The organism is Mycobacterium sp. SMC-13 (genome assembly GCF_045311035.1).
Lineage (GTDB): Bacteria > Actinomycetota > Actinomycetes > Mycobacteriales > Mycobacteriaceae > Mycobacterium.
Genome location: NZ_JBJIAI010000018.1, coordinates 1 through 24,890, shown reverse-complemented (window position 1 = coordinate 24,890; position 24,890 = coordinate 1). Strand labels below are relative to the sequence as shown.

Below are 24,890 nucleotides of genomic sequence, written 5' to 3'. Positions count from 1 at the left end.
ATAACCAACCCCGAAGGAGATGCAGTGATGACCGGAAACCAGAAGCTCCACCGCGTTGTCGTCATCGGCGGCGGATACGCCGGCGCACTGGCGGCCAATCACGTCCGGATGCGCGACGACGTGGCCGTCACCCTGGTGAACCCGCGGCCCAAGTTCGTCGAACGCATCCGCCTGCACCAGCACGCGGCCGGGAACTACGACGCCACCGTCGGCTACGACACCCTCCTCGCCGACGACGTCCGCGTGGTGATCGACACCGCCACCCGCATCGACGCCGCGGCCCGCACCGTCGAGCTGGCGTCTGGCGACACCCTGGACTACGACTACCTGATCTACGCCGTCGGCAGCACTGGCGCCGTCCCGGCGTCGGTGCCCGGCGCCGCCGAATTCGCTTACCCCCTGGCCGAATTCGAGCAGGCGGAGCGGCTGGCAGCGCGACTGCAGGACGTGCCGCTGTCCGCGCCACTGGTGGTCATCGGTGCCGGGCTGACCGGCATCGAGGCGGCGTCCGAATTCGCCGAGGCCGGCCGCAACGTCGTGTTGGTCGGCAACAAGCTCGCGCCGGCGATGAGTGCCCCGGCCCGCCGCTCGGTGGCCAAGGCCCTGGCCAAGCTGGGCGTGACTGTGATCGAGGGCGACGTCAGCGCCGTCAGCGCCCACCGGGTGACCCTCGCCGACGGGCGCTTCATCAGTAGCGCCGTCACGGTGTGGACCGCCGGCTTCGGCACCCCCCAACTGGCGGCCGCCAGCGGACTGCGGACCGATGACCTGGGCCGGTTGCTGACCGATGAAACCATGACCAGCATCGACGATCCGCGCATCGTCGCCACCGGCGACGCCGCTGCACCGTCGGGTCAGCCGCTGCGGATGAGCTGCCAGGCGACGAGTCCGCTCACCGTGACGGCCGTGGGGACCGTGCTGAGCCGGATCGCCGGAACCGAGCCCAAGCCCCTCGACCCCGTGTTCGTCGGATCGTGCGTCAGCCTCGGCCGGCACCTGGCGACCATCCAGATCGCCCGGAAAGACGACTCCTCGACCAACTACTACATCGGCGGTCGAGTCGGCGCGAAGCTGAAGGAAGCGATCTGCAAGGGCACGCTGTGGGGGATCCGACGGGTCGCCAATAAGCCGAGCGCGGTGTTCGTAATGACGGGCGGCAAGCGGGCCGAACAGCTGGCGGAGACTGTCAGCGCATGACCGGCTCAGCCAGTGTCGCAGGGGGTGAACACGCCGAGCGGTTCACCCACCTGCGGCCGCTCCTCTTCACCATCGCCTACGAAATCCTGGGCTCGGCAACGGAATCCGACGACGTGCTGCAGGACAGCTACCTGCGGTGGGCCGAGGTCGACCTCGACACCGTGCGGGACACCAAGTCGTACCTGGCGCAGTTGGTCACCCGGCAGGCGTTGAATGCCCTGCGGGCCGGCGCTCGCCGCCGCGAGGAGTACGTCGGCCCGTGGCTGCCCGAGCCGCTGCTACTCGACGAGCGCGACGCCTCCTCGGATGTCGTTCTCGCCGAGTCGGTTTCGATGGCGATGCTCGTGGTCCTGGAGACGCTGGGCCCCGACGAACGGGCCGTGTTCGTGCTGCGTGAGGTGTTCGGGTTCGACTATGACGAAATCGCCGGGGCCGTAGGCAAATCCACCGCGGCGGTGCGCCAGGTCGCACACCGGGCCCGCGAGCATGTCCAGGCCCGGCGTAAGCGGTACACGCCCGACACCGCCAAGTCCGCCGAGGTCACCACGCAGTTCCTGACGGCAGCGGCGACCGGCGATCTGGACGGCCTGATGACGCTGCTGGCCCCGAACGTCACGTGGACCGCGGACAGCGACGGCAAGGTCAGCGCGGCCCGGCGACCGGTGTACGGCCCGGACAAGGTCGGCAGACTGCTGCTCGGCCTCATGCGCGGCATCGGTGATTACCCCGAGGCCCGTGCCGACCTCGCGACGTACAACAGCGCCCCGGCACTGGTGCTGTACCTCGGCGAGAAACTCGAGGGCGTCATCCTGATCGAGATCGAGGACGGCAAGATCAGCCACTTCTACGCCGTGCGCAACCCCGACAAGCTCGGTGGGGTGCTGGTCGAGCGGGAGATCCGGCGGACCGTCTGACAAGCTGTGGGGCGTGCGAGTCGAGCGGTTGGCCGACCTGGGCGACGCCCCGGGGGTGTTGAAGGCTGTCGCCGACGCCGCCGCCCGCCGCGGCCTGCCCCCGCCGGCCGCGCTGCTGGGTGACTGGTTCGGCGCGACGGCCGTCATCGCACCGAGCGTCGCCATCGAACCGGTGACCGCCACCGAAGTCTTCGACGCGCCAACGGGTTCCGGTGAGGCGATCGGTGGCGGCTGGTTCGGCTACCTGTCGTACCCGGACGGTGGTCACCGGATTCCGGAGGCTGCCGGCGGCTGGTCGGACTCGGTGCTGCGGCAGGACGCCGCCGGGCACTGGTGGTACGAAAGCCTCTCCGGGGCAGCGCTTCCCGACTGGCTGGCCGCCCTGGAGCCGGCGGCACCCGAGCCGTACGCCATCGACTGGCGGGCGCCGGACCGCGCCGGCCACCGCGCCGGCGTGCTGTCCTGCCTCGACGCGATCGCCGCGGGCGAGGTGTACCAGGCCTGCGTCTGTACCCGCTTCACCGGGCGGCTGTCCGGCGCGCCCATCGACTTCTTCGTCGACGCGGTGACGCGGACCGCGCCCGCCCGGGCCGCGTTCGTCGCAGGCGAGTGGGGCGCGGTCGCGTCGCTGTCGCCTGAACTGTTCCTGAGCCGCCGCGGCGAGGTCGTCACCTCCAGCCCCATCAAAGGCACGCTCCCCCTTGATCGTCCGCCGTCGGAGCTGGCGTCGTCGGTCAAGGACGTCGCCGAGAACATCATGATCGTCGACCTCGTCCGCAATGATCTGAGCCGCGTCGCGACGACCGGGTCGGTCCGGGTGCCGCAGCTACTGGCAGTCGAGCCCGCGCCGGGCGTCTGGCATCTCGTGTCGACGGTGGCCGCGCGGGTTCCGGTCGACACCCCGATGGCAGCCGTGCTCGATGCCGCGTTCCCGCCCGCCTCGGTGACCGGCACCCCGAAATGCCGCGCCCGCGAACTCCTCGCCGAATGGGAGCCGTACGACCGCGGAATCTATTGCGGGACGGTCGGTTTGGCGTCACCCCTGGCCGGCACCGAACTCAACGTCGCGATCCGCACCGTGGAATTCGACCCCGACGGCAGAGCGATCCTGGGGGTGGGCGGCGGCATCACCGCCGACTCCGACCCGGACCGCGAATGGGAAGAGTGCCTCCACAAGGCCGCCGCCACCGTCAGCCTCTCCCTGTCTCGCGAGCAGTCCGCTGCAAGCGGGCGGTACCCTGCACAAAATTGGGTCGATCGACACTGATCTAGCTACCCGACTCTCTTAGGCCTCGGATCCCAGTCACCTGGTGACTGGGATCCGAGGCCTTAGTGCGACCTAAGCGAGTCGGGTCGGTTCACGCGGAGATTGGCGGCGAATTTCGTGATCGCCTGCGAAGCATCGCAGGCGATCGCCCGCGTGGCGCATCCCAGGCCCGCACCGGCCGGACAGTCGACCCACAGAAAACGTCAGCGGAGCCTTTTTCAACACTTTTATGTCTCACGGGCCTTCAGGACCGCGTCGTAGAGCTCGCGGCGGGAAGGCGCGCCCGGGTTGTCCGCGATCACCTGCGCGCAGGCGTCTTTGACGCGCGCGCCGTCGTCGACCAGGTCCTGAACCAGCGCGACCAGCGCGTCGATGTCCGCCACCGGCGTCGCCCCCGCCAGCACCACGGTGATCTCGCCGAGCACGCCGTCGGCGGCCCACTCGGCCAATTCCGCGAGGGTGCCCCGCCGAATCTCCTCGTGCGTTTTGGTCAGCTCACGGCACACGACCGCCCGCCGGTCCGGCCCCAGAGCGGTCACCGCCTCGGCCAAGGTCTCGGCCAGGCGGCGCGGTGACTCGAAGAAGACAGACGTCCGTCGCTCGGTCGCGAACCCGGCCAGCCACGCCGCCCGGCCCTTGCGCGGCGCGAAACCTTCGAAGCAGAACCGGTCCGATGCCAGCCCGGACACCGCCAGCGCCGTCGTCACCGCCGACGGGCCCGGCAGACAGGACACCGGCAGCCCGGCCTCGGCGCACGCCGCCACCAGGCGGTACCCCGGATCGCTGATCAGCGGCATACCCGCGTCGCTGACCACGAGCACCGTCTCGCCCGCGGCGATCGACTCGACAAGCCCCGCGACCCGGGCGGCCTCGTTCTGGTCGAAGAAACTGACGACGCGCCCGACGGGCCGGACATCCAGCGACGCGGCCAGGGCACGCACCCGTCGGGTGTCCTCGGCGGCGATCACGTCCGCGGTGCCGAGCGCCTCGATGAGGCGGGCCGAAGCGTCGCCGGGCTGGCCCAATGGCGTGGCCGCGAGCAGCAGCCGACCAGCGTCAGCGAGCGGACCAAGTGCTGATGTCACACCGGACAGCCTAAGCTCGCTGACGTGACCGCCCCCGCCCTCGACGCCTCCGACGCCGAGCGCGAGGTCCCCGTGATCAGTCCGGCGCCACTGACGCCTGCCGCCGATTTCGGCCCTACCGACCGGCTGCGCGGCTGGACCATGACCGCGGTGATCACCGCGCTGGCCGTCATCACCCGGTTCCTGAACCTGGGCTCCCCGACCGACGCGGGCACCCCGATCTTCGACGAGAAGCACTACGCGCCGCAGGCCTGGCAGGTGCTGCACAACAACGGCGTCGAGGACAACCCCGGCTACGGCCTGGTGGTGCACCCGCCGGTCGCCAAACAGCTGATGGCCATCGGCGAATGGATCTTCGGCTACAACGGCGTCGGCTGGCGGTTCTCCGGCGCGGTGTGCGGCGTCATCCTGGTGCTGCTGGTGGCGCGGATCGCGCGGCGCATGACGCGCTCGACGCTGCTGGGCGGCATCGCCGGGCTGCTGATCATCGCGGACGGCGTCAGCTTCGTCTCGGCCCGCACCGCGCTGCTCGACGTCTACCAGGCCGTGTTCATCGTGGCGGCGTTCGGCGCGCTCATCGTGGACCGCGACCAGGTGCGCGCTCGGATGCACGTCGCGATGACCGAAGGCCGGATCAACGAGACGGTGTGGGGCCCCCGGCTCGGCGTCCGGTGGTGGCGGTTCGGTGCCGGCGTCCTGCTGGGGCTCGCGTTGGCGGTGAAGTGGTCGGGCCTCTATTACATGGTGTTCTTCGGCCTGCTGACCGTCGCGTTCGACGTCGCGGCCCGGCGCGCGTATCGCGTACAGCGGCCCTGGCTGGGCACACTGCGCCGCGATGTCGCCCCGGGGGTGTGGGCGCTGACGTTGATCCCGGTCGGGGTGTACCTGGCGTCGTACGCGCCGTGGTTCGCGTCGGAGACCGCGATCGACCGGCACATGGAGGGCCGGAACATCGGCGACGGGCCGTTCGCGACGCTGCGCTCGCTCTGGTACTACACGCACGACGTCTACCGCTTCCACTCCGGGCTGACCAACGCCGCGGGCAATCACCACCCCTGGGAATCCAAGCCGTGGACGTGGCCGATGTCGCTGCGTCCGGTGCTGTACGCCATCGACAACAACAATGTGCCGGGCTGCGGCGCACAGTCGTGCGTCAAGGCCGTCATGCTGGCCGGCACGCCGGCCATGTGGTTCATCGCGGTGCCGGTGCTGGCGTGGGCGGTGTGGCGGACGTTCGTCAAACGCGACTGGCGGTACGCCGCCGCGCTGACCGGCTACGCCGCGGGTTACCTGCCGTGGTTCGCCGACATCGACCGGCAGATGTACTTCTTCTACGCAACGCCGATGGCGCCGTTCCTGATCATCCTGATCACGCTGATCCTCGGCGACATCCTGTATCCGAGATCGACGGAACCGGAACGACGAACACTCGGGCTGCTGGTCGTGTGCTTCTACGTGGCGCTGGTGATCACCAACTTCGCCTGGATGTACCCGATCCTGACCGGCCTGCCGATCTCGCCGGCCACCTGGAACCTGGAGATCGTCCTCCCGTCCTGGCGTTGACCCTGCGTCTGGTGCGCAAGAGCGCGAGTGGCGAACGCCGCCACCGCGGAGTCAACGGAACGGTTCCGACACATCGAACGCCTGTGCGATAGGATCGCGGGGTGTCCTTGGCGGTTCAGGGTTCGCTGTTCGACCATGCCGAACGGCGCTGGCTCGGTGACGGCGCCTGGGTCGACGTCCGCGCCGGCTGGCTGACGGGCGCCGACACGCTTTTCGACGAGCTGCTGACCGCCATTCCCTGGCGTGCCGAGCAGCGCCAGATGTACGACAAGGTGCTCGATGTGCCGCGTCTCGTCAGCTTCCACGACCTCGCGCAGGACCGGGCGCCGCATCCCGGGCTGGCGCGGCTGCGGGTCCGGCTCAACGACGCCTACGCCCACGAGCTCGGCGAGCCGTTCACCACCGTCGGCCTGTGCCTGTACCGGGACGGCAACGACAGCGTCGCCTGGCACGGCGACACCATCGGGCGCAGCAGCACCGAGGACACCATGGTCGCGGTGCTGAGCCTCGGCGCGACAAGGGTTTTCGCGCTGCGTCCCCGCACCACGGGCGCAGACGGCAGACGCACCAGCGTCCGGCTGCCTCAGGGGCACGGCGACCTGCTCGTCATGGGCGGGTCGTGCCAGCGCACCTGGGAGCACGCGGTGCCCAAGACCGCCCGCCCCACGGGGCCGCGGATCAGCATCCAGTTCCGGCCGCGCAACGTGCGCTGACTACTGGCCCCGCACCGCGGTGACCGACTTGGTCAGCAGCTCCGTGGCCTTCTGCGTGTTCACCGGGACGACGGGCTTGTCCGGCTCGACGAGCGAGTTGGCGGTGACGATCACCAGGAATCTGCCGAAACCGCCGACGTAGTTGTAGAGCTGACCGGCAGCCGGCTTGCCGGCCGCCACCGTCTCGAGAATGCGGTGGGTGCCCAGCGTCTTCACCCCGTCGATGGGCGGGGCCGGCACCTCTTCGACCAGGCCCCGCACCCCGGCGCCGGAGAAGGCGACCTTCTTGCAGCCGTCGCCCGGATCCGCCGGCGCGATCGGCTCGGACGTCTCCACCGCCAGGATGACGAACCGGTTGCCCTGCCCTTCCGCGGTGACGGCGGTCATGTTGCCCTTGGCACCTGGGGAGACGGCCATGCCGGAGGCGAATTTCGCGCAGTCCGGTGGCTCGAATTTCAGGCCCGGCGGCAGGGTCTGCGGGGCGAACGCGCGCGGGTCGATGCCCGTCGGCGCGACGGTCTTGACCTGGTAATCCGGCCCGAAAGTGCCCTTCAGATCAAGGATTTTGGTGATGTCGGGGTCGGCGACCACCACCTGGGAGTGGGACGTGCATGCCGCCACCAGACCGGCGGAGGCCACCGCGAGCACCGTTCTGCGCATTGTGGCGAATCTACCGGGCCAACCCGTCGGCGGCCGGGATGCCCCGCACCGACCGCACCGCCGCGTCCAACAATGTCGCCGGGAGTTCGGCGGGCAGCGGCGGCGCGACGGCACCCGGGTCGGTCACCATGGTCACCGAAACCGCCAGTGTGTCGACGTACGCGATCAGAGTCGTTGCCTGCGAATGGGTTTGCGCACCGTTCTCGACGCTCGTGGTGATGTGCGCCGTCAGGTCCAGCGTGCGGGCGTCGGCGACCTGGGGCGCGTCGGTGAGGTCGACGGCCGCGCGCGCCCGGTCGGTGCTCAACGTCCAGCTGTGGCAGTCGCCGACGAGGTCGGGCGCCGGGGCGACGGCCGGCGCTGCGGTCGCGTACACGATGCCACCGGGTCCCGATGCCGACCAGCCACGAACACCGTCGGCCGGTGCGGCCATCAGCGCTGCGCAGTCCGGCGGGTCGGCGGCCGACCCCGCGGACATGCCCCAGAAGGTTGTCGGGACAGCGGGCGCCGGCAACGCCCCGAACTCGTAGCCCTGTAGGTTTTTGGGGAGGTGTTGGCGCATCCGGCCGATCGCGGCAGGATCGGCGGGTTTCGCGGCCGCCGGGGTGGTGGGCCGCGTGGGCGGGGTCGTCGACCCGCACGCGGCGCACAGCAGGACCGCTGCCGACGACGCGAGTGCGCGCATTTGCTGTTGATAGCACGGCGAACGCGCCGAACTCGGCCGATGCCCGGCGCCACGCCGGTACGACTTTTGCGGACACGGCGTTGCGCCGGAAGCTGACCCAAGCGGCTTCGTCCGCCCCGTAGTCTGCAACCGACGACAGGAGACGGAAATGTTGCCGATGAGGGTTGCCGGCGTTGCGCTGGCCGTGACTGTGACTGCGCTGGGCGCGAGTGCCTGCAACTCGGATTCGAAGCCGGCGCCGTCGTCGACATCGAGCAGCGCCGCGAGCAGCAGCGCCGCGGCGGCACCGACCTCCGCGGCACCGAGCGCGCCGGCGGTTCCGAAGAAGACCATCCGGGACTACCTGCACGAGAAGAACATCACCGAGCAGCAGCTGCACCCCGGCGATCCCGGCGCCCCGACGCTGACCATGCCGCTCCCCCAGGGCTGGGTGGACGCCGGTCCGCTGACGCCGAAATGGGCTTGGAGCGCAAGCAAATTCGACGACCCGGCGATGAAGGCCGACCCGCCGACCATCATCGTGCTGGTCTCGAAGTTGCCCGGCGCCAATGCCGACGAGGTGTTGCAGTACGCGCCCGGCGAGCTACAGAACCTGCACAACTGGCAGGACGCCGGCACCAACTGCGAGGCCAAGCTCGCCGGGTTCAAGGCGTGTCAGGTCGGCGGCACGTACAACCAGGACGGCAAGGACCGGTTGATGGCCCAGAAGACGGCGGCCATCCCCACCAAGGACGGCGTGATCGTTCTGCAGATCAATGCCAGCGGCACCAAGGAGACCATCGCGCCGCTGATGGATGCGACGGCAGCGATCGACAAGTCGATGACGATCACCGTGCCCTGAGGGCGACTGCGGTCAGGCGCGCGAGAAGGCCGATGCCGCGGCCACCTGCTCGGCGGTCGGCCGCACCCCGGTATACCGTTCGAACTGTTCAGCGGCCTGCAGGGCGATGACCTCGGCGCCGGTGATCACCGGCACCCCGGCCGCGCGCGCCGCCCGGACCAGCGGGGTCTCCGACGGCAGTGCGACCACGTCGAACACGGTGCGCGCCTTGGCAATAACGTCCGGAGCGAAGGACAGGTCGTCGGCTTCGGCGCCACCAGCCATCCCGATCGGGGTGACGTTGACGACGATGTCCGCGCCGCCTGACGCGTCGGCCGCATAGCGGTACCCGAGCCGGTCGGCCAGCCGGCCGCCGGTGTCCGGGTTGCGGGCCACGATGGTGCCCGCCTCGAATCCCTTGTCCCGGAACGCCGCCGCCACCGCGCTGGCCATGCCACCGCTACCGCGGATGAGCAGCGACGCGGCCGGATCCAGGCGGTACTCGTCGATGAGCCGGGCGATGGCCAGGTAGTCGGTGTTACAGGCCGTCAGCCGGCCCGCGTCGTTGACGATCGTGTTCACCGAATTGATCACGCGCGCCGACTCTTCCAACTCGTCGACGAGTGCGATGACGTCTTCTTTGAACGGCATGGACACCGAGCAGCCGCGGATTCCGAGGGCCCGGACGCCGCCGATCGCCGCGGCGATGTCGGTTGTGGTGAAGGCCTTGTAGACGAAGTCGAGGCCCAGTTCGTCGTAGAGGTAGTTGTGGAAACGCGTACCGATGTTGCTGGGCCGGGCCGCCAGCGAGATGCACACCGCGGTGTCCTTGTTCAGCAGCGGCCGCCGCGAGTACAGCGATTCCGTCATCAGCCGACCGCCTTGATCACTTGCTGCGCCAACCTGTGGATTTCGCGATACTGCTTGTGCGACAACGACAATTGCTCCGGTTTCGGGACGTCGAATTCGGTGACGATCATGTTGCGGTCGTCGCGCTCCCAGGTGGCGCCGTAATGCTCGAGGATCTTGCGCATCGGGAAGTTGTCGGACAGCACCCGCGCGGCGAACCGCTCGACGCCCGAGCCCCGGGCCGCGGGTACCAGCGCGTCCATCAGAAAGGTGCCGATGCCCCGGCCCTGATAGTCGTCACCGACCATGAAGGCCACCTCGGCGACCGTCGGATTCTCATGCAGCCGAACGAATCTCGCGTCGGCGACCATCGGCCCGTCCGGCCCGTCGACGCCGTCGGTCAGCACCCAGACGAAGTGGTCGACGTAGTCGACCTCGAAAAGGTAGGCCATCAGCGCCGGACTGGGCTGGTAGGCCGTCTGGAACCGGCGGTAGATGGTCTCGGTCGAAAAATGGACGGGCCCCTGGCGCACCCGCGGGTTGTCGCCCGGCAGCACGGGTCGTAGGTACATCTGACTGCCGTCGCTCAGCTTCACCGGAAGCGGCGTGATGAACTCCGCGAGCCGCTGCCGCGCCGTGCGCACCAGCCGCTCGGCCATACAGGGCACGTCGAGCATGGCGGTCAGCGCGTCATGTCCGCCGATCCACCCGGCCAGTGGCTCGGTGACCAGCACCGTGGCGTTGCGCGTGCCGCCGCGCAACAGGGCGATCTCACCGACGATCAGGCCCGGGCCGATGTTGTGGACGACGAGTTCGCCGTCGGGAGCGGTGTGCGTCACCCGGACGCTGCCGGCGCTGATCAGGATGAACGACGACGCGACTTCGCCCTGCGTCATCAGAACCTTGCCCGGTTCGGCCGTCAGCGGACGCAGCAGGGGCGCCAGCCGGTCGAGGTCCTCCCGACGGCAGCTCGCGAAGAACCCCAACGAAGCCAGTTCATCCGTCGTTGCTTCCGGCACGCAGGAAACGTTACCGGCGGACGGCATGCCGCGTGGGGCCGTTGAGACCGCACCCTATTGAAAACTGTTTTCGACAAGCCCTCGGGCGTCGGGTATCGTCGGCCAGGTCTTAATGAAAACGATTTTCACTTGGTCGACGGAGGTTCCATGAAGGCCGGCATTCACCCCGACTACCACCACGTCGTCTTCCAGGACGCCACCACGGGGCGCACGTTCCTGACCCGCTCCACCGCCACGAGCTCGCGGACCATCGAATGGCAGACCGCCGACGGGGTTCACACCTACCCCCTGATCGTCGTCGACGTCACGTCGGATTCACACCCGGTGTGGACCGGCAAGAGGCAGATCCTGGACACCGCGGGCCGCGTCGAGAAGTTCAACCGCAAGTACGGACGCTGACCTTGGCGCGGGTATCTCCTTGCCACGACGACACATTCACCTCTCCCCCGGGCCTGACCCGCACCACCCGGCACCGGCCGCGCCCCGGGTCCCACACCCGGGGTGCGGCCACCACCGCAACCTGGGACTGGCAGCTGCATGCCCGTTGCCGCGGGCTGCCGGCCGAGGTGTTCTACACCGGCGACGACGATCGCGGCGCCCGGCGGGTCGCCCACGAAGAGCGCGCCAAACAAATCTGTCAGCACTGTCCGGTACTGCGCGCCTGCCTCGGCCACGCCCTGGAAGCCGTTGAGCCCTACGGCATCTGGGGTGCGACGACACCGAAGGAGCGGGCTGCGATACGAAGTTCACAGCCTTTTATTAGCTGATCTATCAAAACTCTCGGTACCTTGGTGTCAACACCACGACACCGACGGGAGCACCGATGGGATTCGGACCGCCACAAGGCCGGCCGACCGTCACCGACGACGAGATCACTGCCATCATGGAACCGCCGCAACGCGTCCGAACCCTGCGAAATGTGTTGGACGCGACCGGCGATGCCCTCGAACCGTTGATCGACCTGTATCGACCGTACGTCACCGGCCTCGACCGGCTGCCGCGCGACGGCCGTTTCCTGCTGGTGGGCAACCACACCGCGTTCGGCTTCGCCGAGATCCTGCTGATGCCGTATTACACCCGCCGCGAGCTCGGAGTGCAGGTGCGCCCGCTCGCCGAGCGCGGCCTGGCACAGGCCAAGGGCTTCGGCGGTGACCTGGTCGCCGCGTACGGCGGCGTGGTCGGCCACCCCGACACGGCGCGAGAACTGATGCGGCACAACGAGACCGTTCTGGTCTTCCCTGGCGGCGGACGCGAGATGCCCAAGTTCAAGGGCGAGGAATACCAGCTGAAATGGGACGGGCGAAGCGGTTTCGCCCGCGTCGCCATCGAGAACGGCTACCCGATCGTGCCGGTCGGACTGGTCGGCAGCGACGACGTCTACGAGCCCCTCTTCCAGCGCGACAGCACACTGGGCCGGCTGAGCCAGTCCATCGGCGAGCGGTTGGGCGGACGGTCCGACATGGCGATGCCGCTGGTGCGCGGCATCGGCCCGACGCTGATCCCCCGTCCGCAGCGTATGTACCTGGAGTTCGGCGCGCCGATCAGCACCACGGCGCCGTCCGGCACGACCGACCACGCCCGGTGGGTCGAAACCGTCAAGTCCGCGACTCAGCAAGCGCTGGAACAGATCTTGTCCGACCTCCAGGAAGTCCGGGCCCGCGATCCGTACCGCGGCCTGAATCCCCTGGCCTGGTCCCGGGCCGCTCAGCCACCCGAGGCTGCCATCCGCGTGGGCTGACCACGGCGGCGGTCGGGAGACCGTAACGTGGGTTGCCGTCGGGCGCAGCGCTTCATGCACCCGCATGCGGCAGAAAGGCTTCGCGAGATGGCATTCATCGACTACCAGCAGTTGTCCCTGACGCGCCACGACAACGGCGTCCTGCTGATCACCCTCGACCGGCCGGAGAAGTACAACGCCGCCGACGAGGGCATGCATGCCGAGCTGGCCAACATCTGGAAGGACGTCGCGGCCGATCCGGACACCCGGGTGGCCGTCATCACCGGCGCGGGAAAGGCTTTCAGCGCCGGCGGAGATCTGGCCATGGTCGAACGCATGGCGGGTGACTACGACCGCGTCTCGCACATGCTCGGCGAGATGAGCGACCTCGTCTACAACATGATCAACTGCGACAAGCCGATCGTGTCGGCCATCAACGGCGTCGCGGTCGGCGCGGGTGCCGTGGCCGCGCTGCTGGCCGATGTGGCAATCATCGCCGAGGACGCCAGGATCGGCGATGGCCACGTCAAACTCGGTGTCGCCGCGGGCGATCACGCCGCGATCATCTGGCCGTTGCTGGCCGGGACCGCCAAGGCCAAGTACTACCTGATGACAGGTGAGATGATCGACGGCGTCGAAGCCGAGCGCATCGGCATGGTCGCCAAAGCCCTTCCCCGCGAACAGGTTCTGGACGAAGCGCTCCGGGTGGCCGACGTGCTGGCCACCGGCGCCCAGCAGGCGATCCGGCTCACCAAGCGCGCACTCAACAACTGGCTGCGCCACGCCGGCCCGATCTTCGACCAGTCCGCCGCCTACGAGATGTTGACGTTCCTCGGGCCGGACGTGGTCGAGGGGTATACGGCGCTGCGCGAGAAGCGGCCGCCCCGGTTTCCGTCGGCGCAGTAGGCGCGGCGACCGAAATGACCTGGCAACAGATCGAACCCTTCCTCGTCGCCCTCGCCATCGGGCTGTTGCTCGGCCTGGAGCGCGAACGTAGCCATGCCCGCAAGCTCCCGGCCGGCTCCCGTTCGTTCGCGCTGCTATCGCTGGCCGGCGCGATCGCGGCCGGTTTCAGTCAGTGGGCTGTCGTCGCCGGATTTCTGGCTGTCGGCGCGCTCATCGCCCTGGCCTATCTCCGGACCAGCGCGGAAGATTCGGGAACGACTACCGCGACAGCCGCACTCGTCGCATATCTCCTTGGCGCCCTTGCCTATTCGCGTCCGGCACTCGCGGTGGCCCTCGCGGTCGTCGTCGCGGGCCTGCTCGTCTCGAAGAACCGCATCCACCGGTTCGCCCGCGACATCATGACCGAGGTCGAGCTGGAAGACGCGATCAAGTTTCTGGTCGTCGCGTTCGTGATCCTGCCGCTGCTGCCGGATCGCGGACTGGGGCCGTACGGCATTCTGAATCCGGAGAAGGTCTGGCTCCTCGTCGTCCTGCTCACCGGCATCGGGTGGGTGGGCTACATCGGGGTTCGTGCGCTCGGCCCGGAACGCGGCCTGCTGATCACCGTTATCGCCGGCGGCTTCGTCTCGGCGACCGCGACGACGGCGTCCATGGCCCGGCTCAGCCGCACGACACCGAGCGTGCGTGCGCCCCTGGCCAGCGCTCTGCTGGCCAGCCTGGCCACCTTCGTCCAGCTGCTGATCGTGATCGGCGTGGTCGACTCCCACGTCCTCCAGCGCCTGTGGCCACCCGTGGCCGCCGGCGCGTTGGTGCTGGTGGTGATCGCCGGGGTCGTCTACCGCGGAGCCGGTCTCGCCGAGGACAATCCGTCACCAGAGCAGGACACCGGCGCGAAAGCCGCAAGCCGACCGTTCGCCCTACGTCCGGCGTTGATCCTGGCCGCGGTGCTCACCCTCGCGCTGCTTGTCGGGCGGTGGGGCGCGGACGTGCTCGGTGCCGGCGGCACCGTGCTCGCCGCGTTCGCCGCGGGTCTGGCCGACGCGCACGCCGGTTCCGTCGCCGCCGCCAGCCTCGCCGCCAAGGGCGATATCACCGTCGACACCGCGCTGCTCGCGATAGCGGCCGCACTCGGCTCCAACCTGATCGTGAAGACCGTGCTGGCATTCACGGCCGGCGGTCGCCGGTTCGGGCTCCGGTTTCTCGCCGGGATGACCGCACCCGCCGTGGTTTTCGGCGTTGTCCTGGCCGTGACGATGACGTAGCCCGTCACCAGCGGCTACGCCTCGGCAGTCACCGCCTCGACCAACGCGTCCGCGGCGAGCAGACCAAGGTTGTTCGAGGCCAGCGGACTGTCGCCGGTGAGCAGCCGCCGGTCCTGATGGACCTGACCGGTCATCTGGTCATTGACGACCTTGAGACCCTGATCCTCCAGCGCCTCCCCGATGAAGAGCCGCAGCCCGCCGGGTATGTAACCCATCTCCTTGTTGGGCCCCTTGTCGAGCGCATCGGGAAAAACGCAGATGCGGTAGCCCTTGAACGGTGACTCCGTCTTGCCGATCGCGGCCGCCAGCAGGCAGGCCGGACCGTGACACAGCGTGATGACGAACCTGTCGTTCTCGAGTGCCCAATTGAGTACCTGACCGACCTCGGGGCTGAACGGGATACCGACCTCGGCGCCGTGGCCACCCGGGATGAATACCGCCAGATAGTCGGAATCGGGTCCCAGCCTGTCGACGATCACCTCACGAAGATTCAGCGGCTCCTTGAGTTTGGGCTTGAGGTCGGCATAGGTCTGCTGCACGGCGTCGTCCTTGCCCGGCATCGCCCACAGCTCCAGCTTCGCCGGGTTTCCGGTGATGGTGGCGACGTCGACGTCGAAGCCCGCGGCCATCAGGTGATGCAGCGGCAGCAGCATCTCCACGGGGTGGTTCCCGGTGGAGAACATGGTGCCGTTGTCCATCAGCAGATAGCGCTCGTCGGTGGCGATCATCAGAATCTTCCACCGGCCGCCGGCATAGGCGCCGGCATGTTTGACGCCGCCGAAATCTGTTCTGTCCGAGGTGTATTGGCTCAACGAGTACGCCGAGGGAAAGAAGGCGTTGTCCTCGGCCGGATCGGGTGTCGGGGACTTGCTCAGTTCGGATTCGCTCACGAGACGTCCTGACCTTGGCGGGAATTGCGACGACAAGGCCAGCCTACGAACTTCCCGGCGATCACGGAACCGTCGAAATCTCGGCGAAGGAGTGCGTCAGGGGTGAAGCACGACCGGAAGTCGCGTGGGTCCGCGCAGCGAACTGTTGGTGGACCATGTCGGCGGTCCGGTGATGGCCACTCTCGAAACGCGGTTGACGAGCTCACGCAGGACGGCATGCGCTTCCATCCGCGCCAGCGGCGCGCCCAGACACAGGTGCGCCCCGAAGCCGAAACCGACATGGGTCCGTGGGTTGCGGTCCGTGCGGAAAACGTCGGGGTCATCGAATGCGAGCGGATCGCGGTTCGCGGCGCCGAACGACAGGAGGACGCGTGAACCCGTCGGAATGGTGACGTCGCCGACCCGGTAGGGCGCGCGGGTGTAGCGGTAGAGGTTCTGAATGGGACTGGTGTACCGGATATGTTCCTCTATGGCCTGCGGGATCAGGTCCGGGTTCTCCCGGATCATGTCGTACTGATCCGGGTGCAGCGCATAGGTGTGGAGCATCCCGCCCAGCAGATTGGTGGTCGTCTCGTTGCCGGCGATCAGCAGCAGGATGGCGATCTGGAACAGCGCCTCGTCCGACAACGCGCCGTCGGAGCTGTGGGCGAGCAGCCGCCCCAGCACCGTGTCCGAGCCCTTCAGCTCTCCTGCCGCCAGATGCCGTAAGAAGTACCGGCGCAACGCCATTGCGGCACGCATCGACTTCGCGGCGTCGACGAGACCGGGGACGGTCGGGGTGAAGTTGATGAGCCGGGTGCTCTCGTCGGACCATCGGCGGAACTCGGCGATGTCACGCTCGGGGACGCCGAGCAGCGCGGCGATGACCCGCAGCGGCAGCGGGACCGTCAGTCGCTGTACGGCGTCCGCACCCGGGTCGGCGATGAGATCGCCGACGAGATCCGCGGCGAGCCCATCGATGGTGGCGCGCCAACTGTCCAGCGCGCCTTTGGTGAACGCCGGCTGCACCTGCTTGCGCAGCCGGCTGTGCTGCTCGCCGTCGGTCACCACGACGAGGTCGGCGACCATCCGAATCCGCGTCACCCCTTGGCTGCTGGTGACCTGGTCGGTGTCGCGCAGGGCGGCACGGACGTCGTCGAGCCGGTGCAGAATCCACGTCGACCGCTGCGGGCTGTAGTGCACTCGCCCACCCCGATGCAGGGCCGCGTACGCCTCGTGCGGATGGGCGGCGGTCTGCGGGTCCAGCGGGTCATAGTCGGTGTTGATGGCGCCGGTCCAGCTGCGGTAGCCGAGGCGGCGGGCACGCACCGCCGCCGCGACGTTCAGCTGGCCGGCGGCCAGCAGCGGGGACAGCAATGAGGTGGTGCCACGTACCGCCTGTGCGACTGTCATGTCAGCGGACCTTCCTGGTTGCCACCTGATCAGCGTCCGTGCCGGCCACCCAGGTGGTCAATGCGTCTCGTCGAAGTTGAAAGACGCACCAGCAGCACGGCGCCGGTGGTCGAGCGCGCGGGGATTCCCGACCAGCCCATACCTCTGAGATAGAAACCGCAGAACGTCTCAAGGTGATAGAACGGATTCTGCTCCTATCGCGAGGAGGCCCCACCACATGCCACAACATGACTGGGTGCTCGGCACCGACCGCAATACCGAAGCGCTCGCCCGCATTCTCTCGGCCTCGTCGGAACTCGTGTCCCGCAAGGGTTTCGAAGCGTTCACGGTCGAAGCGGTGGCCGCCGAACTGCACTGTTCCCCGGCCACCGTCTACCGCCGCGCCGGTGGCAAGGCCGCCATCCTCGAGCGACTCGTATCGCTGTTCGCCCAACGAATCGTCGGCTCCATCCGCGAGGCCATCACCGGCCTGGAAGGTACCGAGCGCGTCGTGGCTGCCATCGTCGTCGCGCTGGACTGCATGCGGGCCGAGCCGCTGGGAAAGCTCATCATGGGTGATATCCGGCCCGATCACGACAGCGGGGCCGTGACCGCGTCACCTCTGGTTGCCAAGTTCGCCGACGAGATGATCGGGCGCCACGACCCGCTGGCAGCACAATGGCTGATCCGCGTGACATTCGCGCTGTGGTACTGGCCGCTCAAGGACAAACAGGCCGAATACGAACTGGTGAAGCGCTTCGCCGGGCCGTCCGTGACACTGGGCCTGAGCGAGTGAACTCCCGCCAGGTCCGGAAACAGAAATGGGGCCGGTGGACACCGACCCCATCTGAATCTCTGTGGAGCTAAGGGGAATCGAACCCCTGACCTTCTCGATGCGAACGAGACGCGCTACCAACTGCGCTATAGCCCCTTGTACCGGAAGCAAAGGCTACCAGTACCGGTCCGCCACATAAAAACCGAGTTACTGACCGGCCGCTCGGGGCAGGTCATAGTCGCGCGCCATCCGGGCATATTCCAGGTGCTCGAAGATCGGATCCTCGTCGTCGATGTCTAGGACGACGGCACCCGGACGGCGCAGGCGGGAGGGGACGACGTCGAACTCCTCGTCCTGGGTGTTCTCGACGCCGTGCCGGGACCGCATCATCCGCTGGGCGCGCCGGCGCCGCAGCTGTTCCTCGATCCGGGTCTGGCGGCGCAGGTACGCCAGGTACAGCACGGAGATGACGCTGACCGTGCCGCACAGCCACCACATGCCGGGCGACAGCGCGAAGGCGGCGATGCCGGTGAACAGGATCGCCAGCGCCATCACGGACAGCATCCGGCTGCGGAAGCGGTACTTGCGTTCGGCGGCCGCGACGGCGGCCTTCGACTCGTAGCGGACGCGGCGCGCCTTGGACATCGAATCGGCCAGCTTCGGCTCGGCTTCGGAGGCCGCTTCGACGCCTGACGTGTCGTCGACGTACTCGTAGTCGTGTTCGGTGCCGTCCTCGGCTTCGGCCGCAGGCGCGGGCTCGGGCTCGGGCTCGGGCGCTTCCGCGGCCGGTTCCTCGTCCGCCGCGATGGCCTCGTGCACGTCGGTGGTCGGCTCGGCCTCCGAGAGGGCTTCAGCCTCGGGCGCCGCCGCCATCTCGTCCGTGAGCGCTTCCTCGGGGTCGAAGTCGGCCTCGGAGATGGTCCGGATCGCCATGGTCGGCGTCGCGATGTCGTCGAAAAGCGTTGGCTGTTCCTGGCTTTCGGGCTCGGGAACGGCTTTCATGCGCCCGGAGGCGCCGATCGGCAGCGCACCGGAGTCCATCTCGACCACCTCGACGTCGAGGTACTCCGATTCCTCGACGACGACCTGGTCGGCGAGCACCACCGAACGCGGCGCATCAGCCTCGGGGTCGGCGACCGGGATCGAATCGGTGGTCGCATCGCTGCGCGCGAAGTCCTCTTCGAACGCGCTGAGATCGTCGTCCTGCTTCCAGTGCGGGTCGCTGTAGTGCCCTGCGGCGGGCCCACTGCGGCGGCGCCGCAGCCGGCTGTTGCCGTCAGTGTTGAGCACGCGGGTCGCCAATGCGACATCGCTCGTCCGGCGGACGTTCTCGCGCTTGCTGATCAACATCGGCACCAACACGAACAACCACAACACGACGAGGGATATCCACAGTAGGGATTGGGGGATGCTTGGCATGTCGCCGGCTCCTTTCCCCATCAGATTAGGTCCGTGACCAGCGCATCCGAAGCCGACGCGCCAGGGTCAATTACACACCTGTAATTCGCTACTTACAAGCACATCAGTCACAGATGTCACATCTGCAACATAATCCCATTTGCGATTTGTGCACGATTTGCCGCGCCCACCGCGGACTACCGTGCACAAATCCCTCAGACCCAGGTGGCACGGCCCTCCCTGACCAGCGCCGATGACGCCGACTGCGCCATCTCTTCCACGGTCATGGCGACCAGCAGATGGTCCCGCCAGGCCCCGTCGACTTCCAGGTAGCGCTGCAGCAGTCCCTCTTCGCGGAACCCCACCCGTGCCAGCACCGACCGGCTCGGACCGTTTTCCGGGCGGACGGTCGCCTCGATCCGGTGCAGTCCGACCGGCCCGAAGGCATGGTCGACGCCCAGTGCCAGCGCGGCCGTCGCGATCCCGCCGCCGGTGTACTGACGCGCCACCCAGTAGCCGATCCACGCCGACCGCAGCGCTCCGTGTGTCACGTTGCCGATGGTCAGCTGCCCGCAGAACTCACCGTCCAACTCGATGACGTACGGCAGCATACGGCCGCGCCGCGCCTCTGCCCGCAACCCCGAGCACAGCGCCGGCCATGACGAAACAGCATGGCGCGCAGTCCAATCCACCTCACCGACGGGCTCCCAGGGTTCCAGGTGGGCACGGTCCGTCAGCCGCATCCGGCTCCACACCGGACCGTCGCGCAACCGCACGGGCCGCAGTCGCACCACCCCGGCCCGCACGCGGATCGGGCCAACCGACAGCGGCCAGCCCGGATGCATCGCACTCGAACGCAACAGGTTCACGAATCAGCCGCGCTGCGCAAGAAAGGCCACATCGACCGATTCGCCCGTGCGAATCTGCTCGGCCTCGGTGGGCACGATCACCAGGCAGTTCGCCTCGGCGAGGGTGGCCAGCAGGTGCGACGCGCCCGGCGCCCCACCCAGCGCCTGCACCAGATATTCGCCGGTGTCCTGATCGCGCATGAGCTGCCCGCGCAGAAATCCCTTGCGCCCCACCACCGATGAGATGGGCGACAGCGTCCGGGCCGGCACCACGCGCCGCATCGGCTGCCGCTTGCCCAGCGACATCCGGATCAACGGACGGACCATCACCTCGAAGACCACCAGCGCACTCACCGGGTTCGCGGGCAGCAGGAAAACCGGGACGCCGTCGCGGCCGAGCGTGCCGAAACCCTGCACCGATCCGGGGTGCATCGCGATCCGGGCGACCTCCATCTCCCCCAGCTCGGCGAGCACCGCGCGCACGCCCTCGGCCGCCGCGCCGCCGACAGCGCCCGCGATCACCACGACTTCCGACCGGCTCAGCTGGCCCTCGATCACATCGCGCAGGGTCTTGGGGTCGGCATCCACGATGCCGACGCGGTTCACCTCGGCGCCGGCGTCGCGCCCGGCGGCGGCCAAGGCATAGGAGTTGACGTCATAGACCTGGCCGTTGCCGGGCGTGCGGGAGATGTCGACGAGCTCGCCGCCGACGGAGATGACCGTCAGCCGCGGCCGCGGGTGGACCAGCACGCGTTCGCGGCCCACCGCCGCCAGGAGTCCGACCTGGGCCGGCCCGATGATGGTGCCGGCACGCACCGCGACGTCGCCGGGCTGCACGTCGTCCCCGGTACGACGGACGTAGGCGCCGGACCGCACCCCGCGCAGGACCCGCACGCGCGATTCGCCGCCGTCGGTCCAGCGCAGCGGCAGCACCGCGTCGGCGAGCGTGGGCATCGGCGCACCGGTCTGCACCCGGGCGGCCTGCCGCGGCTGCAGGCGAGTGGGGGTTCGTTCGCCGGCGGCGATGGTCGAGACCACGGGCAGCGTGACGTCGGCGTCGCCGCCGGAATCCGCGCCAATGACGTCGACGCTGCGCACCGCATAGCCGTCGATGGCGGCTTGATCGAACCCGGGCAACGGGCGTTCGGTGACCACCTCTTCGGCGCACATCAGGCCCTGCGCTTCGGCTATCGCCACCCGCACCGGCCGCGGTGCCACCGCCGCAGCCGCAACCCGGGCCTGCTGGTCCTCAACCGAACGCACAGCTCGCCTTTCTGCATACCTCGCACACCGTGGCTGACCACATGCTCGCGCACGTGCGGGCCAACCGTACCGCCGGTGTCAGGCGCTCAGCGCTCGGCAAGACCCAATCGCTCGACCAACCAACGCCGCAATTCCGGGCCGTAGTCGTCGCGTTCCAACGCAAAGTCAACCGCAGCTTTAAGGTAGCCGCCGGGATTTCCCAGGTCGTGTCGGGACCCGCGGTGCACCACCACATGCACGGGGTGGCCGTCCTCGATGAGGAGCGCGATGGCGTCCGTCAACTGGATCTCGCCGCCGACACCCTTCTGCACGCGCCGCAACGCGTCGAAGATGGCGCGGTCCAGGATGTACCGACCGGCCGCGGCGAACGGCGACGGGGCGTCCTCGGCCTTCGGCTTCTCCACCATGCCCTTGACGCGCAGCACATTCGGGTTGGCCGCGTCGGGCACCGTCTCGACGTCGAACACGCCGTAGGCGCTGATCTCGTCCTCGGGCACCTCGATGGCGCACAACACCGAGCCGCCACGCTTGGCGCGTACCTTCGCCATGGTCTCGAGCACGCCGGTCGGCAGCACCAGATCGTCGGGCAGCAGGACCGCGATGGCATCCTCGTCGGGCAGCAGCACCGGCTCGACGCAGCTGACGGCGTGGCCCAGGCCCAGGGGCTCGGCCTGCACGACCGACTCCACCTTGATCAATGCGGGTGCGCGCCGCACCTTCTCGAGCACCACGTGCTTGCCGCGCGCCTCGAGCGTTCCTTCGAGGATGAGGTCCTCGACGAAATGCGCAACGACGCCGTCCTTGCCCTCCGAGGTCACGATGACCAGTCGCTCGCCGCCGGCGTCGGCAGCTTCCGCAGCAACCAGCTCGATGCCGGGGGTGTCGACGACCGGCAGCAACTCCTTGGGCACGGTCTTGGTGGCAGGCAGGAAACGCGTGCCCAGACCAGCCGCCGGGACCACCGCGGTACGCGGCATCGGCACTGAAGTCTGTGTCGTCATTGTTCACACGATAACGGCAATGCCTCGATCTGCCCTACCAAGGTGCACCTTCCAGGGGTCAGCGGCAACGCCGAAGTGGCCGTTACCTGGACAGGTGTACAACACCGGGCGAGCAAATATGACACGGTGGTAACCGTGACCCCTGAGGGAAAGCGTGAGCTGCGCAGCGCCATCCTGAATCGACGGCGGGCCCTGACGCCGGAGCAGAGGCAGGCGGACGCCGAAGCGCTGGCGCGACGGGCGCCCGAATTGGTGAGCCCCGGCGTCGTGGTGTGCGCGTATGTCCCGATCGGCACCGAACCGGGTTCGCCGGCGATGCTGGACGCCCTGATCGACGCCGGTGCCCGGGTGTTGTTGCCGGTGACGCACCCCGACGCCCCGCTGAGCTGGGGCTGGTATCGCGCCGGGCATCTCACGAAGGCGTCCTTCGGACTACTCGAACCGGCGGGGCCGCATCTTGCACCCGATGCGATCCGGCAGGCCGGCGTGGTGCTGGTCCCTGCGCTCGCCGTCGACCGTGCGGGCGTGCGCCTCGGCCGCGGCGCCGGCTTCTACGACCGGTCGCTCTCGCTGGCCGCGGCGGACGCGCTGCTCGTGGCGGTGGTGTACGACGACGATCTGCTGCCGGCGCTACCTGCCGAACCGCACGACGTCGCGATGACGCATGCCCTGACCCCGCGGGCGGGCCTGGTCACGCTGGGAGTTTGAAGCTGAGGGAGACGATCAGTCCTTGCCGCAGGTACATCCCGATCCGCAGTTGCAGTTTTCACAGGTGCAGTCCGGGTTGTCACAGCCGCCCTTGGTCATGATGCGAGTCATGCGCACAATGCTATGTGTCCCGCCGCCATCCCGGACGTGATTGCCCCTGCCACCTGGCCACCGGGCCTGTCGGCCTGGGAATGCCCGGCACCGAATAGCTGTTTTGGCACTTGAGCCGGTAGAGTGCTAACAAGTTTGACGACCTCGGAGGTTTACGTGCCGACCTATTCCTACGCGTGTACCGAGTGCGACAACCGGTTCGACGCGGTGCAGGCATTCAGCGATGACGCGCTGACCGAATGCCCGAAGTGCCACGGCCGGCTGCGCAAGCTGTTCGGCTCCGTCGGCGTGGTCTTCAAGGGCAGCGGCTTCTACCGCACCGACAACCGCGATTCGAAGAGCTCCAGCACCGCGGCCGCTCCCGCAAAGAGCGAGTCGAGCTCCAGCTCGTCGGACTCGTCTTCGTCGTCCTCGTCGTCCTCGTCGAGCAGCAGCACGAAGTCGGCCGCGCCGGCCGCCGCCGCGTCCAACTGAGTTATCCACAGGCCGGAAGCGTTCCGGCCTGTGTTTCCCGCACAGAATCCCTACCGTTACGGCATGGGGGATTCGCTCGATGCGCCGTTGATCGGCCGACTGACACACAAGCTGCGGCCCGACTGGACCAGGACCACGGCCGCGCGCCGCGCCGCCGCAGGGATGTTGGTGGTCCTCGCGGCCGTCATCGAATTTCGGCCGGACCCCGCGGACGGACAGGTCGCCGTCGTCGTCGCCGCGCATGACCTGTCCCCCGGCTCAGCCTTGACGGCAGACGACGTCGTCGTCGAATCCCGTTCCGCGCCAGGCATTCCCGACGGCGCACTGCGCGAATCCAGCGCCGTCGTCGGCTCGACGCTGGCCGCCCCAGCGCGACGCGGCGAGGTCATCACCGACGTGCGGATACTCGGTTCCCGGCTCACCGTCGCCGCCGCCGGGCCCGACGCGCGCATGGTACCACTGCATCTGGCGGACGCCGCGCTCCCGGACCTGCTGCGCGCAGGCGACGTGGTCGACGTCCTGGCCGGACCGGAGAACGCCGGCACGACAGCCGATCAATCGCCGGCCGAGGTGATCGCCACCGACGCGCGGGTGGTGCTGGTGTCCGAACGGCGCAAGTCACCGACGAGCGCCGACGAACGCGTCGTACTCGTCGCCCTGCCGCGGCACAGCGCCAATGTCGTCGCGGGCGCGGCGCTGCACCGGGCCATCACCGTCACTCTGCACTGATCCGCGAAATTTGCCGCACGGCTGATTTCGATTTCGTCACCAGTACGCATCTGTTGCGATCGTCCGGCCGCCGACTCCTGCACGATGCTCAGGTCGGTCTTACCGTTCGTGGGTACAGGCCGTATCACAGGGAGGGCAGTCATGCTTAAGGGCTTCAAAGAGTTTCTCGCACAGGGGAACATCGTCGATCTGGCGGTCGCCGTCGTGATCGGCGCCGCGTTCACCACGCTGGTGAAGGCGTTCACCGACCAGGTGATCCAGCCGTTGATCTCCAGCATCGGTGCCGGCGGCGACCACTCGTACGGGGTCCTGCGGATCCACCTGCTCGGCGACAACTACATGGACCTGAACGCGGTCTTGAGCGCGACGATCAACTTCGTCCTGGTGGCCGCCGTCATCTACTTCGTGGTTGTGCTGCCGTACAGCAAGTTCCGCGCGGCCAAGGAAGACGCCATCAAGGAGGAAGTCGAACTTCTGAAGGAAATCCGCGACCTGCTCGGCAACAAGTAGCGGATACGACAAAGCCCCCGGCCTGAAGTGGTCCCCGAAAGTTGGACCCTGACGTAGGGAGCTTAAGCCGCGAGGGCCGAGCAATTGTCAATACCTGTGGATCGGGGTGTTTCAGGCGACCTCCGTTTCGGTGTGTTGATCGCCGTCTGACGGTG

Annotated in this window: 27 protein-coding genes and 1 tRNA gene; 16 read left to right on the top strand and 12 right to left on the bottom strand. The window is 68.4% G+C overall.

From position 1 onward, the window contains the following. Positions 1-27: 27 nt before the first annotated feature. From ACJH6I_RS22780 to ACJH6I_RS22770, 3 genes are read left to right on the top strand one after another with little or no spacing between them, the layout of a single operon-like run. The gene (locus ACJH6I_RS22780; RefSeq protein WP_318986734.1) at positions 28-1,197 is read left to right on the top strand and encodes an FAD-dependent oxidoreductase; all 1,170 of its coding nucleotides are present in this window, start codon (positions 28-30) and stop codon (positions 1,195-1,197) included. Beyond that, positions 1,194-2,111 (top strand): RNA polymerase sigma-70 factor, encoded by a 918-nt coding sequence (locus tag ACJH6I_RS22775; protein ID WP_318986735.1) that lies wholly within the window; start codon positions 1,194-1,196, stop codon positions 2,109-2,111. Before ACJH6I_RS22780 ends, ACJH6I_RS22775 begins: the two co-directional genes overlap by 4 nt. Before the next feature lie 13 nt (positions 2,112-2,124). Further along, positions 2,125-3,378, top strand: a complete 1,254-nt coding sequence (locus ACJH6I_RS22770) for an aminodeoxychorismate synthase component I (protein ID WP_346416155.1) — start codon at positions 2,125-2,127, stop codon at positions 3,376-3,378. Between the two features lie 227 nt (positions 3,379-3,605). Here ACJH6I_RS22770 and rsmI read toward each other — a convergent pair whose 3' ends face one another. Then, complete coding sequence (gene rsmI / locus ACJH6I_RS22765) at positions 3,606-4,463, bottom strand: 16S rRNA (cytidine(1402)-2'-O)-methyltransferase (protein ID WP_406784524.1); 858 nt, start codon at positions 4,461-4,463, stop codon at positions 3,606-3,608. A gap of 24 nt (positions 4,464-4,487) precedes the next feature. On the opposite strand from rsmI, the gene ACJH6I_RS22760 reads away from it, so the two are divergent. Further along, entirely contained in the window at positions 4,488-6,026 is a 1,539-nt protein-coding gene (locus ACJH6I_RS22760; RefSeq protein ID WP_133427940.1) for a dolichyl-phosphate-mannose--protein mannosyltransferase, read from the top strand. Between the two features lie 101 nt (positions 6,027-6,127). Continuing rightward, complete coding sequence (locus ACJH6I_RS22755; protein ID WP_060999285.1) at positions 6,128-6,739, top strand: alpha-ketoglutarate-dependent dioxygenase AlkB; 612 nt, start codon at positions 6,128-6,130, stop codon at positions 6,737-6,739. Here ACJH6I_RS22755 and ACJH6I_RS22750 read toward each other — a convergent pair whose 3' ends face one another. Continuing rightward, positions 6,740-7,399, bottom strand: coding sequence for a DUF5642 family protein (locus tag ACJH6I_RS22750; protein ID WP_212812891.1), 660 nt, complete (start codon positions 7,397-7,399; stop codon positions 6,740-6,742). It abuts the gene before it with no gap. Positions 7,400-7,409: 10 nt separating this feature from the next. Further along, a complete protein-coding gene (locus ACJH6I_RS22745; RefSeq protein ID WP_064859500.1) occupies positions 7,410-8,084 on the bottom strand; it encodes a DUF5642 family protein in 675 nt (224 codons plus the stop codon). Between the two features lie 148 nt (positions 8,085-8,232). Between ACJH6I_RS22745 and ACJH6I_RS22740 the strand changes: the two genes are divergently transcribed. Next, the gene (locus tag ACJH6I_RS22740; protein ID WP_061007396.1) at positions 8,233-8,925 is read left to right on the top strand and encodes an LpqN/LpqT family lipoprotein; all 693 of its coding nucleotides are present in this window, start codon (positions 8,233-8,235) and stop codon (positions 8,923-8,925) included. A 12-nt stretch (positions 8,926-8,937) separates the two neighbouring features. On the opposite strand, the gene ACJH6I_RS22735 is transcribed toward ACJH6I_RS22740, so the two are convergent. Beyond that, positions 8,938-9,774 carry a shikimate 5-dehydrogenase gene (locus ACJH6I_RS22735; RefSeq protein WP_061007397.1) on the bottom strand — a complete coding sequence of 279 codons (837 nt, stop codon included), beginning with the start codon at positions 9,772-9,774 and terminating at the stop codon, positions 8,938-8,940. After that, complete coding sequence (locus ACJH6I_RS22730) at positions 9,774-10,799, bottom strand: GNAT family N-acetyltransferase (RefSeq protein ID WP_406784523.1); 1,026 nt, start codon at positions 10,797-10,799, stop codon at positions 9,774-9,776. The genes ACJH6I_RS22735 and ACJH6I_RS22730 overlap by 1 nt, the downstream gene beginning before the upstream one ends. 120 nt (positions 10,800-10,919) lie before the next feature. Here ACJH6I_RS22730 and ACJH6I_RS22725 point away from each other — a divergent pair, with 120 nt between their 5' ends. The 5 genes from ACJH6I_RS22725 (at position 10,920) to ACJH6I_RS22705 (ending at position 14,657) form a co-directional block, all read left to right on the top strand. Further along, the gene (locus ACJH6I_RS22725) at positions 10,920-11,171 is read left to right on the top strand and encodes a type B 50S ribosomal protein L31 (RefSeq protein WP_293014887.1); all 252 of its coding nucleotides are present in this window, start codon (positions 10,920-10,922) and stop codon (positions 11,169-11,171) included. A gap of 2 nt (positions 11,172-11,173) precedes the next feature. Next, the gene (locus ACJH6I_RS22720; RefSeq protein WP_406784522.1) at positions 11,174-11,539 is read left to right on the top strand and encodes a WhiB family transcriptional regulator; all 366 of its coding nucleotides are present in this window, start codon (positions 11,174-11,176) and stop codon (positions 11,537-11,539) included. A gap of 56 nt (positions 11,540-11,595) precedes the next feature. Continuing rightward, positions 11,596-12,510: a lysophospholipid acyltransferase family protein gene (locus ACJH6I_RS22715; protein ID WP_293014893.1), complete on the top strand. Its 915-nt coding sequence runs from the start codon at positions 11,596-11,598 to the stop codon at positions 12,508-12,510. 87 nt (positions 12,511-12,597) lie between these two features. After that, positions 12,598-13,395 carry an enoyl-CoA hydratase/isomerase family protein gene (locus ACJH6I_RS22710; protein WP_406784521.1) on the top strand — a complete coding sequence of 266 codons (798 nt, stop codon included), beginning with the start codon at positions 12,598-12,600 and terminating at the stop codon, positions 13,393-13,395. A 14-nt stretch (positions 13,396-13,409) separates the two neighbouring features. After that, a complete protein-coding gene (locus tag ACJH6I_RS22705; protein WP_406784520.1) occupies positions 13,410-14,657 on the top strand; it encodes an MgtC/SapB family protein in 1,248 nt (415 codons plus the stop codon). A 14-nt stretch (positions 14,658-14,671) separates the two neighbouring features. Here the strand turns inward: ACJH6I_RS22705 and hchA are convergent, their stop codons facing one another. Both hchA and ACJH6I_RS22695 read right to left on the bottom strand, forming a co-directional pair. Continuing rightward, positions 14,672-15,547 (bottom strand): glyoxalase III HchA, encoded by an 876-nt coding sequence (hchA, locus tag ACJH6I_RS22700; RefSeq protein ID WP_406784519.1) that lies wholly within the window; start codon positions 15,545-15,547, stop codon positions 14,672-14,674. 96 nt (positions 15,548-15,643) lie between these two features. Then, a complete protein-coding gene (locus ACJH6I_RS22695; RefSeq protein ID WP_406784518.1) occupies positions 15,644-16,939 on the bottom strand; it encodes a cytochrome P450 in 1,296 nt (431 codons plus the stop codon). A 217-nt stretch (positions 16,940-17,156) separates the two neighbouring features. Here ACJH6I_RS22695 and ACJH6I_RS22690 point away from each other — a divergent pair, with 217 nt between their 5' ends. Further along, positions 17,157-17,714 carry a TetR/AcrR family transcriptional regulator gene (locus tag ACJH6I_RS22690; RefSeq protein WP_064859508.1) on the top strand — a complete coding sequence of 186 codons (558 nt, stop codon included), beginning with the start codon at positions 17,157-17,159 and terminating at the stop codon, positions 17,712-17,714. Positions 17,715-17,776: 62 nt separating this feature from the next. On the opposite strand, the gene ACJH6I_RS22685 is transcribed toward ACJH6I_RS22690, so the two are convergent. From ACJH6I_RS22685 to ACJH6I_RS22665, 5 genes are all read right to left on the bottom strand, one after another. After that, a tRNA-Ala gene (locus tag ACJH6I_RS22685) sits at positions 17,777-17,849 on the bottom strand. Positions 17,850-17,900: 51 nt separating this feature from the next. Beyond that, positions 17,901-19,112 carry a gephyrin-like molybdotransferase receptor GlpR gene (gene glpR / locus ACJH6I_RS22680; protein ID WP_166428158.1) on the bottom strand — a complete coding sequence of 404 codons (1,212 nt, stop codon included), beginning with the start codon at positions 19,110-19,112 and terminating at the stop codon, positions 17,901-17,903. A 194-nt stretch (positions 19,113-19,306) separates the two neighbouring features. Continuing rightward, entirely contained in the window at positions 19,307-19,960 is a 654-nt protein-coding gene (locus ACJH6I_RS22675) for a GNAT family N-acetyltransferase (protein WP_064859510.1), read from the bottom strand. A gap of 3 nt (positions 19,961-19,963) precedes the next feature. Continuing rightward, positions 19,964-21,202: a gephyrin-like molybdotransferase Glp gene (gene glp / locus ACJH6I_RS22670; protein ID WP_133427929.1), complete on the bottom strand. Its 1,239-nt coding sequence runs from the start codon at positions 21,200-21,202 to the stop codon at positions 19,964-19,966. Positions 21,203-21,288: 86 nt separating this feature from the next. Then, positions 21,289-22,179, bottom strand: coding sequence for a UTP--glucose-1-phosphate uridylyltransferase (locus ACJH6I_RS22665; RefSeq protein WP_406784555.1), 891 nt, complete (start codon positions 22,177-22,179; stop codon positions 21,289-21,291). Between the two features lie 159 nt (positions 22,180-22,338). On the opposite strand from ACJH6I_RS22665, the gene ACJH6I_RS22660 reads away from it, so the two are divergent. From ACJH6I_RS22660 to mscL, 4 genes are all read left to right on the top strand, one after another. Next, positions 22,339-22,911 carry a 5-formyltetrahydrofolate cyclo-ligase gene (locus ACJH6I_RS22660; RefSeq protein WP_064859513.1) on the top strand — a complete coding sequence of 191 codons (573 nt, stop codon included), beginning with the start codon at positions 22,339-22,341 and terminating at the stop codon, positions 22,909-22,911. 267 nt (positions 22,912-23,178) lie between these two features. Continuing rightward, a complete protein-coding gene (locus ACJH6I_RS22655) occupies positions 23,179-23,496 on the top strand; it encodes an FmdB family zinc ribbon protein (RefSeq protein WP_061003899.1) in 318 nt (105 codons plus the stop codon). 63 nt (positions 23,497-23,559) lie between these two features. Continuing rightward, positions 23,560-24,225, top strand: coding sequence for an SAF domain-containing protein (locus ACJH6I_RS22650; protein ID WP_061003897.1), 666 nt, complete (start codon positions 23,560-23,562; stop codon positions 24,223-24,225). Positions 24,226-24,366: 141 nt separating this feature from the next. Continuing rightward, positions 24,367-24,735 (top strand): large-conductance mechanosensitive channel protein MscL, encoded by a 369-nt coding sequence (gene mscL / locus ACJH6I_RS22645; RefSeq protein WP_064859516.1) that lies wholly within the window; start codon positions 24,367-24,369, stop codon positions 24,733-24,735. Positions 24,736-24,890 lie beyond the last annotated feature (155 nt).

Coding starts and splice junctions, on each gene's coding strand:
- ACJH6I_RS22780 (WP_318986734.1), top strand. CDS start 28: ATGACCGGAAACCAGAAGCTCCACCGCGTTGTCGTCATCGGCGGCGGA.
- ACJH6I_RS22775 (WP_318986735.1), top strand. CDS start 1,194: ATGACCGGCTCAGCCAGTGTCGCAGGGGGTGAACACGCCGAGCGGTTC.
- ACJH6I_RS22750 (WP_212812891.1), bottom strand. CDS start 7,399: ATGCGCAGAACGGTGCTCGCGGTGGCCTCCGCCGGTCTGGTGGCGGCA.
- ACJH6I_RS22745 (WP_064859500.1), bottom strand. CDS start 8,084: ATGCGCGCACTCGCGTCGTCGGCAGCGGTCCTGCTGTGCGCCGCGTGC.
- ACJH6I_RS22740 (WP_061007396.1), top strand. CDS start 8,233: ATGTTGCCGATGAGGGTTGCCGGCGTTGCGCTGGCCGTGACTGTGACT.
- ACJH6I_RS22735 (WP_061007397.1), bottom strand. CDS start 9,774: ATGACGGAATCGCTGTACTCGCGGCGGCCGCTGCTGAACAAGGACACC.
- ACJH6I_RS22730 (WP_406784523.1), bottom strand. CDS start 10,799: ATGCCGTCCGCCGGTAACGTTTCCTGCGTGCCGGAAGCAACGACGGAT.
- ACJH6I_RS22725 (WP_293014887.1), top strand. CDS start 10,920: ATGAAGGCCGGCATTCACCCCGACTACCACCACGTCGTCTTCCAGGAC.
- ACJH6I_RS22715 (WP_293014893.1), top strand. CDS start 11,596: ATGGGATTCGGACCGCCACAAGGCCGGCCGACCGTCACCGACGACGAG.
- ACJH6I_RS22710 (WP_406784521.1), top strand. CDS start 12,598: ATGGCATTCATCGACTACCAGCAGTTGTCCCTGACGCGCCACGACAAC.
- ACJH6I_RS22705 (WP_406784520.1), top strand. CDS start 13,410: ATGACCTGGCAACAGATCGAACCCTTCCTCGTCGCCCTCGCCATCGGG.
- ACJH6I_RS22695 (WP_406784518.1), bottom strand. CDS start 16,939: ATGACAGTCGCACAGGCGGTACGTGGCACCACCTCATTGCTGTCCCCG.
- ACJH6I_RS22690 (WP_064859508.1), top strand. CDS start 17,157: ATGCCACAACATGACTGGGTGCTCGGCACCGACCGCAATACCGAAGCG.
- glpR (WP_166428158.1), bottom strand. CDS start 19,112: ATGCCAAGCATCCCCCAATCCCTACTGTGGATATCCCTCGTCGTGTTG.
- ACJH6I_RS22665 (WP_406784555.1), bottom strand. CDS start 22,179: ATGCCGCGTACCGCGGTGGTCCCGGCGGCTGGTCTGGGCACGCGTTTC.
- ACJH6I_RS22650 (WP_061003897.1), top strand. CDS start 23,560: ATGGGGGATTCGCTCGATGCGCCGTTGATCGGCCGACTGACACACAAG.
- mscL (WP_064859516.1), top strand. CDS start 24,367: ATGCTTAAGGGCTTCAAAGAGTTTCTCGCACAGGGGAACATCGTCGAT.